The following is a 14458-nucleotide window of genomic DNA, read 5'->3' as shown; positions in this document are numbered from 1 at the left end:
GGGCGACGGTGCAACCGGCGGGACAGCGCGGCGAGTGCCGCGCTGCGGGTCGTTCATGCGGCGAAAGACGCCGAACTGCTGATGCGGTGTCCGGGCAGCCCGTCGAAGAGCCCCGCCGAGCCGCGGGGCCGCCACAGCGGCACCGGGCCCGCGCCGGGCACGGGGTCGAGCGCCAGTGCAGCCGCCTGGTCCGCGGAGTCGAGCGCCCGCTGGACGACCATCGTGTTGGCCACGCTCTGGGCGACACTGCCGACCGGCCGCACGCCGAACTGGACGGCGTCGGCGAAGTCGACGAGCTCGGCGCGGTAGCCGTTGTCACTACCGCGGAAGACGGTGGTGTGGGTGGTGGCGTCGGAGCCGCTGCGCGTCACGCGGCGCTCCGCCTCGGACCCGCCGAGCACGAGCACACCCTCGGTGCCGTAGAGCCGCATGTCGTTGGGTTCGGGCGGCACCGGGATCTCGGGGAAGGACGCGGTGTAGTTGCCGATGGCGCCTCCGGTGAAGACGAGGGTGAGCGTGAGGTCCGACGGTGCGTCGATCGTGCTGTTGGCCGCTCGCACGGCGCCGTGCACGCGCGCGACGTCGCCGCAGAGCAGCCGGATCTGGGCGATGTGGTGCACGCCGAAGTCGAGGTGCACGCCCCCGCGGTACCGCGGCCGCTGCCGCCACGGCGTGCCGGTGAACCCGCCGGCCCGCGGCACCGACCGCGTGGCGTACCGCCACGCCATCAGGTGCGGGCGGCCGATCGCGCCGCTGTCGAGCAGGGCGCGGGCGTAGCGCAGGTCGTCGCGGTAGAAGTAGTTCTCCCCCACCATGAAGGTGCGGTCCGGATGCCCGGCCGCCAGGGCGAGGAAGGCCGCGGCCTGCTCGGCGTCGGCGCCGGCCGGCTTCTCGCAGAGCACGTCCTTGCCGGCCGCCAGGGCGTCTCGCGCCACTTCGTACAGGTGCGGGATCGGCACCGAGACCAGCACGGCGTCGACGTCGTCGCGGGCCAGCAACGCGGCCCGGTCGGCGGTGGCCCGGGCCGGGTCGACCCCGCTGTAGCCGGCGAACTTCGTGCGCTGCCCGGCGGAGGAGTCGGTGAACGCGGTGACCGCGTACCGGTCGGCCAGGCCGCGCAAGGCCGGCCAGTGCAGCTTTTCGACGGCGAGGCCGGTGCCGATCAGCCCCAGGCGGATCGGTGCGATCGCAGGTGCTGCCATGCCTCGTCCGTCCTCGTCATCGGATCCGGAACCAGGGTGTCCTAACGCCGCTTGGCGGCCCGCTTGCTTCGCTGCTGCTTCTCCGCGACGAGCGTGGAGTAGTTGTTGCTCAGGTGCCCGCGCATCGCCGCGCGAGCCGCTTCCGGATCGCGCGCCACGAGCGCTTCGTAGATCTCCGTGTGCTGGGCGGTGGCGCGACGCAGCCCGGCCTGCGCCTCGTTGGTGACGCGCCGGCTGGCCGTGCCCAGCCAGCGGGCGGAGTACATGATCCGGTCGAGGATGCGGTTGTCGGCCGCCCGGCAGATCTCCATGTGGAACTCGTGGTCGACCTCGAGGTAGGCCTCCGGATCCGCTTCGAGCGCCGCCATGCGCTCGATCTCGTCGCCGAGCCGGGCCAGCGTCTCGTCGGAGATGCTGGCCGCCGCCATCGCGGCCAGCTCGGGCTCGAGCAGCGCGCGCATCTGGTGCAGTTCGCGCAGCAGCTCGTCGACGATCTCCGGGGGCAGCCACTCGATCAGCAACGGGCTCAGGTAGTCCCACTCCGCGCGGGGGCGCACGACGACCCGGCGGCCCTGCGCGACGTCGACGATGTCGAGCGAGGCGAGGATCTTGAGCGTCTCCCGCGCCACGACGCGGGAAACCCCGAACTCACTCGAGATCTCGAGCTCCGACGGGGCGCGGCCGTCCTCGATGTCGCCGCTGACGATGCGCCGGGTCAGGCGGGCGGCCACCTGCACCGGGAGAGTCCGGACCTTGACAGCGTCCGGAGACTCTTGTCTCCTTTGCATGTCATCAGCTTATCGGACAAGTTGGTGTGGCGGGAGAGCAATGCGGATCGTGAACGTCACGACGGCGGTGGTCGCCTACCACGGTGAAGCCACGCTGGTCCGGATCGACACCGACGAGGGCGTCAGCGGGTTCGGCGAGGCCAACCCCGACGCCGGCGCGGGCGCGGTCGTCGGGATGATCCGCGCCCTGACGCCGCTGCTGGTCGGCGAGGACCCGCGCAACGTCGAGCGGTGCTGGGAGAAACTGCGCCGCAGCAAGGTTTTCGCGGGCGCCCAGAGCGGGGTGTTCGTGATCGCCCTGTCCGGGATCGAGCTGGCGCTGTGGGACGTCGCGGGCAAGGCCGCGGGCCAGCCGGTGTACCGGTTGCTCGGCGGCAAGTTCCGCGACCGCATCCGCCTCTACGCCGACTGCGGCGACGGCGACGACCCGGCGGGCTCGGTCGCGGGCTGCGTCGACCGCGCTCAGCGGATGGTCGCCGAAGGCTTCACCGCGCTCAAGTTCGACATCGACAACCTGCATCACCCGGCCAAGTTCGACGATTTCAACCACACGATCAACACCGCCGAGCTGCGCTCGATGGTCGAGCGCGTGGCGGCCGTCCGGGAAGCGATCGGCCCGGACGTCGATCTGGCGATTGATCTCCACGCCCGCTACGACGTGCCGAGCGCGTGCCGGATCGCGTGGGAGCTCGAGCCGTTCCACCTGATGTGGCTGGAGGAGCCGCTGCCGGCGGAGAACGTCGACGCGCTGGTGCGCGTGCGGGAGCAGACCCGAACGCCGATCTGCGCGGGCGAGAACCTGTACCTGCGCTGGGGGTTCCGCGAACTGCTCGAGCGCGGGGCCGTCGACGTGATCGAGCCGGACGTCCCGAAGTGCGGCGGCCTCGCGGAGGCGAAGAAGATCGCCAACCTCGCGGAGCTGCACTACGTCCCGTTCGCCCCGCACCTGGTGTCGACCCCGCTGGGCACGATGGCGACGTCCCATCAGTGTGGAGCGATCCCCAACTTCCTGGTGCAGGAGTGGCACGCACTGGAGGAGCGCGCGGTGTGGGACAGCTACGTCCACGCCCCGGACGGCAGCGGCTCGATCGTGAAGGACGGGTACATCACGCTGCCCGACGCGCCCGGGATCGGCGTGGAGCTGGACATGGCGGGGGTGCGGGCCCACGCCGTCGCGGGTTACGGGGTGTTCGAGTAGCTTCGCGCCGCTGCCCCATTCGGGTGAATGCCGCGAGAACCGTCAACCCGCGTTCACGGTCGGCCGTTTCAGCTGCGCATTGTGACGGCGAGGAGGAGAAACCGTGGGACCTGGAAAACGCGGCGCAACGCTGACCGCGATCATCGTCGCGGCAACCTCGGCGCTCGTCGGCCCGGCGGCCGCCGGAACCACCGACACCGAGGTCATCTGCTACGCAAACGCACTGTGCAACCGCTCCACCGGCGGCGGCGCCAAGGTGGCGACGGTCTACGCGTGGCGACAGCTCAGCGAGACCGGGGCAACGGGATTCTTCGAGGTCTTCGGCCCCAACGGCTACAAGCTAACCGGCCCCACCGACCAGGAGGTCGACCACACGTTCACCGTGAACCGAAACTTCCCGAACGGCTCACTGATCTGCGTGTCGTTCTGGCGCAAGAACGCCAACGGCTCTTTCACCAAGTGGAAGGGCGTGAACGGCAACGCCTGTACGTCGGTGCCCATCTTCGGGGCCTGAAGGCCGCGGCATCGACACGGCGTTCGACGTCCGCGCACAGCGCGTCCTACTTCGTCCACGGCACCTGCACGAGCGACTCCGGACGTAACGGCCATTCCGCGGCAGTCACGCTGAGCCGATCACCATAGGGGTATCGGTCGCTCTCGTCGGCCGGCAGTGGCTCTCGGACGAAACAGCGGTGCAGCACCAGTTCCCGGCGCTGGTCCAGCGGCTCGACTTCGTCCTCCGACCAACCGGCCCGCAACGCCGGAGGATCGGCCGCGATGTCCACCTCGCCGTCCCAGTTGAAGTGCAGGCCCTCCTCGTCGGAGTAGAACCGAATGAACGATGTCCGCCACTGCGAGTTCGAACCCCAGCCATGCGAGAGGTCGTCGGTCGGACGCGACCCGCGGCGGAACGTGAAGTACAGCGTCGAGGTCGTGGCCACCCTGGCGTCGACGAGGTCCCGCGGCGCCCGCACCCGGACACCGGCGCGGCTGAACAGCAGATCACCGAACCACAGGCCGGGCCACACCACCTCCTCCACGGTCACCCTCGTCGCCGACGGGTCCTGCACCACGGCGACGACCTCGTGGTGGAACGGAGAGAACGCCTCGGCGTCGTCGAACGGAGTCAGCCCGATACCCGAGAAGAACTCCGTGTGCACCGCGAGCCCCGGCGGGCAGAACCGTTCGATCAGGTAGTCGCCGACCCGGCTGAGCCCGTACAGCTTCATGATCCGCCACAGCTGCTCGTCGTCCCCGGAGTAGCCGCCGGCCGGAATTCGCTCGCGTTTCCGCAACGGCTCCAGCTCGGCCAGATGCTCGGCCGCCGTCGGCCGCTGACCGCTCAGGTACGCCCGGCACCCTCCGGCGCCGTCATCGTGCTCGAGCACCCCTTCGTACAGCCGGCGGAAATAGCCCCAGTCGAGTTCCACGGCGTGATCATGAACCAGCTGACGTCGGGGATCAACCGGCTTCTGTCAGGTTCGGGGAGCCGTCGTGTACAGCGTCGTCCAGATGATGTCGGTGAGGACCTCGGTGACGACGGCGTCGCGGGCCGGGTCGGCTTCGCGGACCAGCTGGTAGCCCGCCCGCTCGACCATCCACGTCAGGACCGCCGCCGTCTCCGCCGGCACCACCGGGCGCATCACCTTCGCGGCCTGGCCGCGTTCGATCGCCTCGCGGGTGGCGTTGATGATCGATCCCATCAGGCTGCGCAGCTCGGCGGAGACCGCCGGGTCGTAAGCCGCCGTCTCGGTGATGATCGTGAAGGCCGGCGCCCTGCGACGGTAGACGTCCACGATCGCCGTGATGGCCGTGGTCAGGCCGGCTCGGCCGCCGTGTTCCGCCGTCGCCCACCAGGAGCCGGCCACGTCGCGCAGCTCGGTCAGCACGGTGGTCGCGAGCCGCCGGACCAGGTCGCCCTTGTCCTCGAAGTGGACGTAGAACGTCGAGCGGGAGATGCCGGCCGCCGCGGCCAGGCGCTCGACGCTCAGCTCGGTGAAGCTCGCCCCCTCGGCGACGAGCTGCTCGGTGGCCGCGAACAGGCGGCGCTCCAGCTCGTCGCGGCGGTCCTGGCGCTTGCCGGCGGCGGGCCGGGTGACAGAGGGCATCAACGTCTCCCCGTGCGAGTGGTGATCACCCGCATCGTAGCCGGACAGCAAGTCCGGACACTGTGTCTTGACACTGTGTCCGGATCGGCACATCCTGGGACGACCGAACCGGGGAGGCGTCGTGCCGGTGCTGTGGACTCTGTGGGCGATCGCCGTGCTGAACGTCCTGGCGCTGGCCGTGAACCTGCTCGCGGTGCCGGTCCTGCCCCGCACCACGGTCGGCTCGCCCAATCTCACGGTCATCTTGATCGGCTTCGGCACCGTGACGACGTTCTTCGGGGGCTTCAGCGGCCTGACACTCATCCTGCTCACCGACGCGGGCGCCGTCCTCATCGTGAGCACGGTCGTGATGCTCGCCTGGTTCGCCCTGTTCGTCCTGACGGTCCTGTGGGAAAGCCTGCGGATCCCGCCCGCGACGAAGCTCAGCCGGCGGTGACCACGGGCTCGCCCTGGCCGAGGGACTCCCCGGCCTCCTCGGCGATGCGCATGGCCTCTTCGATCAGCGTCTCGACGATCGCGTGCTCCGGCACGGTCTTGATGACCTCGCCCTTCACGAAAATCTGGCCCTTGCCATTACCGGACGCGACACCCAGATCAGCCTCGCGGGCCTCGCCCGGGCCGTTGACAACGCAGCCCATGACAGCCACCCGCAGCGGGATCTCCATCCCCTCCAGCCCCGCGGTGACCTGCTCGGCCAGGGTGTAGACGTCGACCTGCGCGCGCCCGCACGACGGGCACGACACGATCTCCAGCTTCCGCTGCTTCAAGTTCAGCGACTGCAGGATCTGGATGCCGACCTTGACCTCTTCGACCGGCGGCGCCGACAACGACACCCGGATCGTGTCGCCGATGCCCTGGCGCAGCAGCGCGCCGAACGCCACTGCCGACTTGATCGTGCCCTGGAACGCCGGACCGGCCTCGGTCACGCCGAGGTGCAGCGGATAGTCGCACTGCTCCGCGAGGATCTCGTACGCGCGGACCATGACCACCGGGTCGTTGTGCTTCACCGAGATCTTGATGTCGTGGAAGTCGTGCTCGGCGAACAACGACGCCTCCCACAACGCCGACTCGGCCAGCGCTTCCGGGGTCGCCTTGCCGTACTTGTCCATGATCCGCTTGTCCAGCGAACCCGCGTTGACGCCGATCCGGATCGGCGTCCCGTGGTCCTTCGCCGCCTGCGCGATCTCCTTGACCTGGTCGTCGAACTTGCGGATGTTGCCCGGGTTCACCCGCACCGCGGCGCAGCCCGCCTCGATCGCGGCGAACACGTACTTCGGCTGGAAGTGGATGTCGGCGATCACCGGGATCTGCGACTTGCGCGCGATCGCGGGCAACGCCTCGGCGTCATCGGCCGACGGGCACGCCACCCGCACGACGTCGCAGCCCGCCGCGGTCAGCTCCGCGATCTGCTGCAGCGTCGCGTTGACGTCGGAGGTGAGCGTCGTGGTCATCGACTGGACGGAGATCGGGTGCTCGCTGCCGACACCGACCGGGCCCACCTGCAGCTGGCGGGTCTTGCGGCGTTTGCCCAGCACCGTCGGGGCGAAAGCGGGAGTTCCCAAGTCGATCTTCATGATGCGCTGTCGCTCATTTCCCAGCTCGTGCCGCCCCGCCAGGACAGCAGTTCCGACATGCGTTCACCCACGGCGCCGGCGATCTCCGCCGGGGTGAGGCCACACTCCGCCAAGACTTCGGCACGGCTGCCGTGGCCGAGGAACCGGCTCGGCACACCGAAGCGCAGCACGGGGGTGGCCACGTTCTCCTCGCTGAGCCGCGCCGCGACCGCCGAGCCGAAGCCGCCGGCGCGCAGGCCGTCTTCGACCGTCACGACCAGTCGGTACTCCGCCGCCATGGCGACGAGGCCCGGGTTGACCGGCTTGAGCCAGCGGGGGTCGACCACGTCGACACCGAGACCTTGCGCTTCGAGCCGGTCGGCGACGTCCAGGCACAGCCTGGTGAGCGCGCCCGCCGAGACGATCAGCACGTCCGCAGGGGCGCCGGCGCGCAGGACATCCATGCCTCCGTGTACGCCGATCGTCGCGATGTCCTCACCCAGGGCACCCTTCGGGAACCGGATCATGCACGGCGCATTCGTTTCCGCCATCGCTTCGTCGAGCGCCCGCCGCAGTGTCGCGTGGTCGCGGGGCGCGGCGATCCGCAGGCCGGGTACGAGGTTCAGCAGGGAGAGGTCCCACATTCCGTTGTGCGACGCGCCGTCGTCACCGGTCAGGCCGGCCCGGTCCAGGACGAACACCACCGGGCAGTGGTGCAGCGACACGTCCATCAGCACCTGGTCGAAGGCCCGGTTGAGGAAGGTCGCGTACACCGCGACAACGGGTCGCATGCCCGCCATCGCCAGTCCCGCGGCCGAGGTGACCGCGTGCTGCTCGGCGATGCCGACGTCGAACACGCGCTCCGGGAACCGCTTCGCGAACGCGCTGAGCCCGGTCGGCCGGAGCATCGCCGCGGTGATCGCGACGACGTCCGTCCGGGTTTCCCCCAGCCTCACCATTTCGGCACCGAACGCCGAGGTCCACGACGGCGGCGCGGCCACGAGCGGCCGGCCGGTCTCCGGATCCATCCCGCACACCGCGTGGAACCGGTCGGCCTCGTCGTTCTCCGCGAGGACGTAACCGTTCCCCTTGCTGGTCACGCAGTGCACGACCACCGGGCCGCCGAGCCGGGCCGCCTGGCGCAGCACCGCCTCGACGGCTTCGAGGTCGTGCCCGTCCACCGGGCCGAGGTAGGTCAACCCGAGCTCCTCGAACATGACCTGCGGCGCCGAGGCGTCCTCGCCACCTTTCGGGAAACAGTCCGGGGAGATCCGTGCGGCCGCGAGCTGCTGGGCCAGTCCCCCGACGGTCGGCGCGTACGACCGGCCGTTGTCGTTGAGCACGATCACCACCGGGGTGTCCCGGGCGGCGGCGATGTTGTTCAGCGCCTCCCAGGCCATCCCGCCGGTCAACGCGCCGTCGCCGATCACCGCCACGACGGCGCGGTCGTCCCCGCGCAGCCGGTACCCCTTGGCCAGTCCGTCCGCATAGGACAAAGCGGTCGAGGCATGAGAATTCTCGACGACGTCGTGCTCGGACTCGGCCCGCGAAGGGTAGCCGGACAGACCCCCGCGCTTGCGCATGCCGTCGAACTCGCCCGCGCGACCGGTGAGGATCTTGTGAACGTAGGCCTGGTGACCGGTGTCCCACACGATGCGGTCCCGCGGTGAGTCGAAGACGCGGTGCAGCGCGATGGTCAGCTCGACCACCCCGAGGTTGGGACCGAGGTGCCCGCCGGACCGGGTGATCTTGTCGATCAGGAACCGGCGGATCTCCGTGGCGAGCGCGGGCAGGCGCTCCGCGGGCATCGCGCGGACGTCCGCGGGGCAGCGGATGGATTCGAGCACGGACATCTCCTCCTTCGCTGGCTTGGCCTTCATCGCAGCGCCGAGGGCGTGGCGAAGACGACGTCCTCTTCGGCGGTCAAGTCGATCTCCACATCGGAGAAGCCGGCGTCGGCCAAGCGGTCGAGTACCTGCTGGACCAGTACTTCCGGCACGCTGGCGCCGGAGCTGACCCCGACCGTGTCCACGTTCTCGAGCCAGGCTTCGTCCAATTGGGACACTTCGGGCACCAGATGGGCGCGGACGCCCGCCTGGATGGCGACGTCCACCATCCGGACCGAGTTGCTGGAGTTCTCCGCGCCGACGACCAGGATCAGGTCGCTGCGCAGGGCCATCGACTTGACACCGGTCTGCCGGTTCTGGCTGGCATAGCAGATCGTGGTGTCCGGCGGCCCGGAAAGGTCGGTGAACCGTGCGCGCAGTGCCGCGATGATGTCCACGGTGTCGTCGACGGAAAGTGTCGTCTGGGTCAGGTAGGCGAGCGGGGTGTCGTCGTCGAGGTCGAGCCGCGCGACGTCTTCCACGGTCTCGACGACGAGCGTCTTGTCGGGCGATTCCCCTCGCGTACCTTCTGTTTCCTCGTGTCCGTTGTGCCCGATCAGCACCAGGATCCTGCCGTCGCGGACGTCGCGGCGGGCCTGCTGGTGCACTTTGGACACCAGCGGGCAGGTCGCGTCGATCACCCGAAGCTCGCGCTTGGCAGCGTTTTCCCGCACTGCCGGGGACACGCCGTGCGCGGAGAACACGCACACGCTCCCCGGAGGGACCTCGTTTTCGGATTCGACGAACACGGCGCCACGCCGGGCGAGCGAGTCGACGACGTGGCGGTTGTGCACGATCTGCTTGCGCACGTAGACCGGTGCGCCGTAAAGATCCAGTGCGCGCTCGACCGTGGTGATGGCGCGTCGCACTCCGGCGCAGAAGCCGCGAGGCTCGGCGAGGATGATTTTCCTTCCCACAGCACGACGTTCCGCGGAAAGCCCAGTGGACGATGTGTTCATGCGGTTCGGTCCTCGCCTCGGCGTCAGGAGGATGCGAGTCAGTGCGGCGCACGGTAGCTTCACGAAAGACAACGCCCCAGTTCGCGGCTGTCCGCGTCCATCCACCTTCGCGCATTCGAGTGAGTCGCGTCCACTCCCGTCGTGCCCGAGGCCCTCTCCCCGGTCGCCGTTGCGCGGAAAGGTTTCTGTCCTATGCGGATCCTTTCCGGGAAGCACGCTCGGAGTGGACCCGTTCGGCCGACGTCAGCAGAATCGGTCGGCATCGAGCAGGCCCAGTCTGCGTGCTGTCTGAGCATGGGGGTCCACCGTATGACTGCGACATCCACCGTTTCCGGGGTGCAGGAGTTCCATCTTCCTGAACTGCCAAGACTTCTTCCGTACGCCTACCACCCGAAGGCCGCGCAGATCGAGATCGCGTCGAACGGCTGGGTGCGGAAGTTCCTCGGCGAATGCTTCGCCGACGAAGAGTCGCTGCTGTACTTTCTCCGGCAGCGCAACGGGATCTACGGCCCGATGACCGTGCCGCACGCCGACGAGGACCGCGCGCGCAACATCGCCGACTGGTACCAGTTCGTCACCGTCATCGACAGTTTCGTCTCCGACCGGACGGCACTGGGCGCCAGCCACGACAACGCGAGGCAGGTCTTCGCCGCGATCCTGGCCGATGTGGACGACGCGGACGCGCTGGCCAGCAAGCTTCCGTACGGACGTGCGGCGCGCGACCTCTGGCTGCGCATCAGTGCAGGCCTCGCGCCGGACCAGGTGAAGCGGCTGGTCGGGAGCCTCGAGGCGTTCCTGCGCGGCTGCGCGACGGAGATCGAGTCGAAGCTCACCGACGACATCCCCGACTACGAAACGTGCATGGCCGTCCGCCAGGACAGTTTCGGCTGCGACTTCCTGGAGCTGTTCACCGAGTACGCCGCCGGCGTCGACATGACCGAGCTGCGGGAAACGCCCGGATTCGCCGAAATCCACACGCACTCCATGCGGCAGATGATCCTGGTCAACGACCTCCTTTCCTGGCGCAAGGAACACGCCGACGGTGACACCATGACCGCGGTGCGTGTGCTGTGGCAGAAGGAGGGCCGCGGACTGCAGGCCGCGGTCGACCGCCTCTGCGAGCTCGTCGAGCACCACGAGCGTGGTTACATCGCCGCGCGTGACCGCGTCCTGGCCGGCCCGCTCGGGCACCGCGCGGACGTCCACGCGTACCTCAAGGGCATGGACCTGCTCATCGGCGGCAGCCAGGAGTTCGAGTACCTCACGCCCCGGTACTTCGGCGACGGCTCGGTGTGGGACGGCACGACGTCGGGCTGGCTCGACCTCACCGCACCGGTGGCCCGGTTCCGTCCGGCCCCCGCGAACGACCGGACCTGGGAGTGGAAGTGACCATCGTCAAAGAGAACTCGCCCACCTACACCGTCGGCGAGGCGCCGGGCCGCGTCCCGCTTCTCGGCCATGTGCCGCTGTTGTGGCGCAAGCCGCTGGACTTTCTCACCTCACTGCCGGCCCAGGGCGACCTGGTGGCGTTCCGGCTCGGGCCGCGGCTCGCCTACATCGCCTGCCACCACGACCTGGTCACCCGGCTGCTGAACGATTCGCGGACGTTCGACAAGGGCGGTCCGCTCTTCGAGAAGGCCCGGTTGCTGGTCGGTGACGGCCTGGTCAGTTCCGGGTTCGAGAGCCACCGGCGGCAGCGGCGGCTGGTGCAGCCGGCCTTCCACCGCGCGCGGATGGCGCACTACACCGAGCTCATGACCGAGGAGATCGACGCCGAGCTGTCGTCGTGGCGTCCCGGGACCGCGTTCAACGTCAGCGACATCACGCACGGCCTGACGCTGCGCATCACCGCGCGCACCATGTTCGCCACCCGGATCGGCGATGACGCCGTGCGGGCGGTGACCGAGTGCATGCCGGTGATCATGCGGGGCGTCTACCACCGGATGATCTCGCCGACGTCGCTGATCGAGAAGATCCCCAGCAAGGGCAACCGCGCCTTCGCACAGGCCCAGACGCGGATGCGAGAGGTCATCGCGCACACCGTCGCCGAATACCGGCGGGCCGGCGTCGACCAGGGCGACGTGCTGTCGATCCTGGTCAACCAGCGGGACGAGGACACCGGCCTGGGGTTGAGCGACCAGGAGATCCACGACCAGGTGATGACGGTGCTCATCGGGGGCACCGAGACCACCGGGAACACGCTGGCCTGGACGTTCCACCTGCTGGCCACCCATCCCGAAATCGAGGACCGGCTGCAGGAGGAAGTCCGCACCGTCCTCGGCGGGCGGCTGCCCACCATCGCCGATCTGCCGGCACTGCAGTACACCGACCGTGTGCTCACCGAAACGCTGCGCATGTACCCGCCGGCGTGGCTGCTGTCCCGCACGACGACCCGCGACGTCGAGATCGCCGGAAAGTGGCTTCCCGCCGGCACGCCCGTCTTCTACAGCTCCTACCTCCTCGGCCGCAACCCGGAGATGTTCCCGGACCCCGACCGCTACGACCCCGACCGCTGGCTGCCGGAGCGGGCGAAACACCTGCCGCGCAACGCCGTCCTCCCGTTCGGGCACGGCAACCGCAAGTGCATCGGGGACAACTTCGGCATCGCCGAGACGACCTTGACGCTGGCGGCGACCGTCGCGCGGTGGCGGCTGCGGCCGGTGCCGGGTCACCGGATCAGCACCGCGCCCAAGGCGTCGCTGGGCACCGGCCCGCTGCCGATGGTGCCGGAACCCGTCGCCCGCGTCGCCGACCGGTTCGCGCCGCCGGCCGCGCCCACCGGATGTCCGGTGGCGCACGAGACGAAAGAGGCGTCATGAGCACTGCGCTGAACACAGGTTCCCCCGGCGCGAACGTCGCCGGGGTGATGACGTCCGCGCCGCATCGGATCGTGGCGAAGCTGGCGGGCCCGGACGTCCTCGCCGCCGACCTCGCCGGCTGCCTCGGCCGGATCGGCGAGGTCGCGGCCGCCGAGCCGCTGATCGTCTCCGACGTGGTCACCCGCATGCTCGGGGGCGGGAAGCGGCTGCGCCCGCTGCTCACGCTGGCGACGGCCTACGCGGCGGCGACACCGCTGGCACCGCGGGCGCGGGACCGGGCGGTCGAGGCCGGCGCGGTGGTCGAGCTGCTGCACCTGGCGAGCCTGGTCCACGACGACGTGATGGACGAGTCCGCGACCCGCCACGGCGTCGACAGCGTCAACATCCGCGAGGGCAACATCCGCGCGGTGCTGGCCGGGGACTACCTGCTGGCCCAGGGGTTGCTGGCCGGCGCCCGCCTCGGCGCGGAGGAGGGCGCGATCGCGGCGCGCACGTTCAGCCGGCTCTGCGAAGGCCAGGCCCGCGAGTCCGCCGCACTGTTCGACGTGGACCGGACCGAAGAGTCCTACCTCGAAGCGATCTCCGGCAAGACGGCAGCGCTGCTGGCGGCAGCCTGCCGGCTCGGAGCAATGGCGGCGGGCCTGCCCGCGGCCGCCGCCGACGCCCTGGCCGATTACGGCCATCACCTGGGCCTGGCGTTCCAGCTGGTGGACGACCTGCTCGACGTCACGTCGTCGGCCGAGGCATTGGGAAAGCCGGCCGGGCACGACATCGTCGAGGGCGTCTACACGCTGCCGGTGGTGCACGCGCTCCGCGAGCGTCCTGCCCTTCGCACGCTGCTGCGACAGGGAGACCGCGCCGCCGCGGCCATGGCGGTCCGCGTCGTCCGGGAAACGGGCGGCCTCGAAGTGACGCGCCAGGCTGCTGCGGCTCACTCGGCTCAGGCGATCGACGCGCTGTCGAGTGTCTCGGACCACCTGAGCCCGGCGGGCACCGCCATGCTCACCGAGCTGGCGAACGTCCTCATCGAACGTCGCCACTGACCTCGGCGGCGACCACGCAGCTCCGATCACTCCCGTGATCGGAGCTGCGCGACGGTCAGCTCTTGTTCCAGTACGTGTAGCAGGTTGCCGTCGTGTACTCGTGGAGCGAAGCGGCCGCGAGCCCGCCCGGCGCGACCCCGTTGTCCGCGTCCGCCTTGCCGTTCATCTTCACCGACGCGCCGTGCTTGACCTGCAGGTGCTCGTACTGCGAGTAGCAGACCTTCTGCCCGATCGCGTTGACCGACGCCCCGTACGACCAGGTGCCCCCGCCGACCTCCTTCACGCCCCGCGGTTGCGCGCCGCCGGTGGCCCCGCCGACCTTGACCTCACCGACGCCGGTGAACGCCACCCAGCCACCATCCGCGGTCTCTCCCCGCGCCACGACGTGGATGCCGGAGTCCGGAGTGCTCGCCGTCGCCGTCGATGCCGCACCCAGCACCCCGCCGGCCGCGATCACCGCGACCCCGACAGCGGTGGCCCACCGTGCCCGACCCCGCTCGTCCGGCCGAGTGCGGTCCGGGTTCGAATACTCCTCGGGCATGCGTCTCCTCCCTGAAGACACGGCGCCCTGCGACGCCGCGTCAGCTGACTGCCTACGAGGCGAACACGCGTAGATCCACTTCATGGTTTAGCCCGCGAGGTCCGACGGATGTTTCGCCAGCGGAACGACCTCGATCCGCATGAACGGGTAAAGCGGCAAACTCGACAACAGCGCGTGCAGCTCGTCGTTCGACTCGACGTCGAAGACGCTGAAGTTGCTGTACCGCCCGACGATCCGCCACAGGTGCACCCACACCCCCGCCCGCTGCAGCTCCAGCGCGCGAGCCTTCTCCTCGGCGACCCGGTCGGCGACGTCGAGGCCCGGTGGGATCGTCACGTCCATCCGCACGTGGAACAACATC

General features: G+C 69.8%; 15 protein-coding genes. 6 read left to right on the top strand and 9 right to left on the bottom strand.

Annotated elements, in window-relative coordinates:
* Positions 1–53: 53 nt before the first annotated feature.
* Positions 54–1202, bottom strand: coding sequence for a Gfo/Idh/MocA family protein (locus ACZ63J_RS20510; protein WP_465408503.1), 1149 nt, complete (start codon positions 1200–1202; stop codon positions 54–56).
* Positions 1203–1243: 41 nt separating this feature from the next.
* Positions 1244–1990 carry a FadR/GntR family transcriptional regulator gene (locus ACZ63J_RS20505; RefSeq protein ID WP_465408501.1) on the bottom strand — a complete coding sequence of 249 codons (747 nt, stop codon included), beginning with the start codon at positions 1988–1990 and terminating at the stop codon, positions 1244–1246.
* A gap of 40 nt (positions 1991–2030) precedes the next feature.
* On the opposite strand from ACZ63J_RS20505, the gene ACZ63J_RS20500 reads away from it, so the two are divergent.
* Both ACZ63J_RS20500 and ACZ63J_RS20495 read left to right on the top strand, forming a co-directional pair.
* Positions 2031–3188, top strand: coding sequence for a mandelate racemase/muconate lactonizing enzyme family protein (locus tag ACZ63J_RS20500; protein WP_465408499.1), 1158 nt, complete (start codon positions 2031–2033; stop codon positions 3186–3188).
* A 103-nt stretch (positions 3189–3291) separates the two neighbouring features.
* Positions 3292–3702 (top strand): hypothetical protein, encoded by a 411-nt coding sequence (locus ACZ63J_RS20495; protein ID WP_465408497.1) that lies wholly within the window; start codon positions 3292–3294, stop codon positions 3700–3702.
* A gap of 46 nt (positions 3703–3748) precedes the next feature.
* Here the strand turns inward: ACZ63J_RS20495 and ACZ63J_RS20490 are convergent, their stop codons facing one another.
* Positions 3749–4618, bottom strand: a complete 870-nt coding sequence (locus ACZ63J_RS20490) for a hypothetical protein (RefSeq protein WP_465408495.1) — start codon at positions 4616–4618, stop codon at positions 3749–3751.
* Between the two features lie 45 nt (positions 4619–4663).
* Positions 4664–5296 (bottom strand): TetR/AcrR family transcriptional regulator, encoded by a 633-nt coding sequence (locus tag ACZ63J_RS20485; protein ID WP_465408493.1) that lies wholly within the window; start codon positions 5294–5296, stop codon positions 4664–4666.
* 121 nt (positions 5297–5417) lie between these two features.
* Here ACZ63J_RS20485 and ACZ63J_RS20480 point away from each other — a divergent pair, with 121 nt between their 5' ends.
* Positions 5418–5732: a hypothetical protein gene (locus ACZ63J_RS20480; RefSeq protein ID WP_465408491.1), complete on the top strand. Its 315-nt coding sequence runs from the start codon at positions 5418–5420 to the stop codon at positions 5730–5732.
* On the opposite strand, the gene ispG is transcribed toward ACZ63J_RS20480, so the two are convergent.
* The 3 genes from ispG to ACZ63J_RS20465 are packed head-to-tail and all read right to left on the bottom strand — an operon-like array spanning position 5719 to position 9652.
* Positions 5719–6870, bottom strand: coding sequence for a flavodoxin-dependent (E)-4-hydroxy-3-methylbut-2-enyl-diphosphate synthase (gene ispG, locus ACZ63J_RS20475; RefSeq protein WP_465439554.1), 1152 nt, complete (start codon positions 6868–6870; stop codon positions 5719–5721). The two genes, ACZ63J_RS20480 and ispG, sit on opposite strands and share 14 nt — an antisense overlap.
* Positions 6867–8702, bottom strand: coding sequence for a 1-deoxy-D-xylulose-5-phosphate synthase (locus ACZ63J_RS20470; RefSeq protein ID WP_465408337.1), 1836 nt, complete (start codon positions 8700–8702; stop codon positions 6867–6869). The genes ispG and ACZ63J_RS20470 overlap by 4 nt, the downstream gene beginning before the upstream one ends.
* A gap of 23 nt (positions 8703–8725) precedes the next feature.
* Positions 8726–9652 (bottom strand): 4-hydroxy-3-methylbut-2-enyl diphosphate reductase, encoded by a 927-nt coding sequence (locus tag ACZ63J_RS20465; protein ID WP_465408335.1) that lies wholly within the window; start codon positions 9650–9652, stop codon positions 8726–8728.
* Positions 9653–10030: 378 nt separating this feature from the next.
* On the opposite strand from ACZ63J_RS20465, the gene ACZ63J_RS20460 reads away from it, so the two are divergent.
* The 3 genes from ACZ63J_RS20460 to ACZ63J_RS20450 are packed head-to-tail and all read left to right on the top strand — an operon-like array spanning position 10031 to position 13556.
* Positions 10031–11083, top strand: a complete 1053-nt coding sequence (locus tag ACZ63J_RS20460; RefSeq protein ID WP_465408333.1) for a terpene synthase family protein — start codon at positions 10031–10033, stop codon at positions 11081–11083.
* Positions 11080–12513: a cytochrome P450 gene (locus ACZ63J_RS20455; RefSeq protein WP_465439552.1), complete on the top strand. Its 1434-nt coding sequence runs from the start codon at positions 11080–11082 to the stop codon at positions 12511–12513. The genes ACZ63J_RS20460 and ACZ63J_RS20455 overlap by 4 nt, the downstream gene beginning before the upstream one ends.
* Positions 12510–13556, top strand: coding sequence for a polyprenyl synthetase family protein (locus tag ACZ63J_RS20450; RefSeq protein ID WP_465408329.1), 1047 nt, complete (start codon positions 12510–12512; stop codon positions 13554–13556). The genes ACZ63J_RS20455 and ACZ63J_RS20450 overlap by 4 nt, the downstream gene beginning before the upstream one ends.
* A gap of 55 nt (positions 13557–13611) precedes the next feature.
* On the opposite strand, the gene ACZ63J_RS20445 is transcribed toward ACZ63J_RS20450, so the two are convergent.
* Entirely contained in the window at positions 13612–14097 is a 486-nt protein-coding gene (locus tag ACZ63J_RS20445; protein WP_465408327.1) for a lactococcin 972 family bacteriocin, read from the bottom strand.
* An 87-nt stretch (positions 14098–14184) separates the two neighbouring features.
* A complete protein-coding gene (locus tag ACZ63J_RS20440) occupies positions 14185–14457 on the bottom strand; it encodes a muconolactone Delta-isomerase (protein WP_465408325.1) in 273 nt (90 codons plus the stop codon).
* Position 14458 lies beyond the last annotated feature (1 nt).

Source organism: Amycolatopsis sp. NPDC104863 (assembly GCF_055582965.1).
The sequence above is the reverse complement of the archived record's forward strand: the minus strand, read 5'-3'. Positions and strand labels throughout refer to the sequence as shown.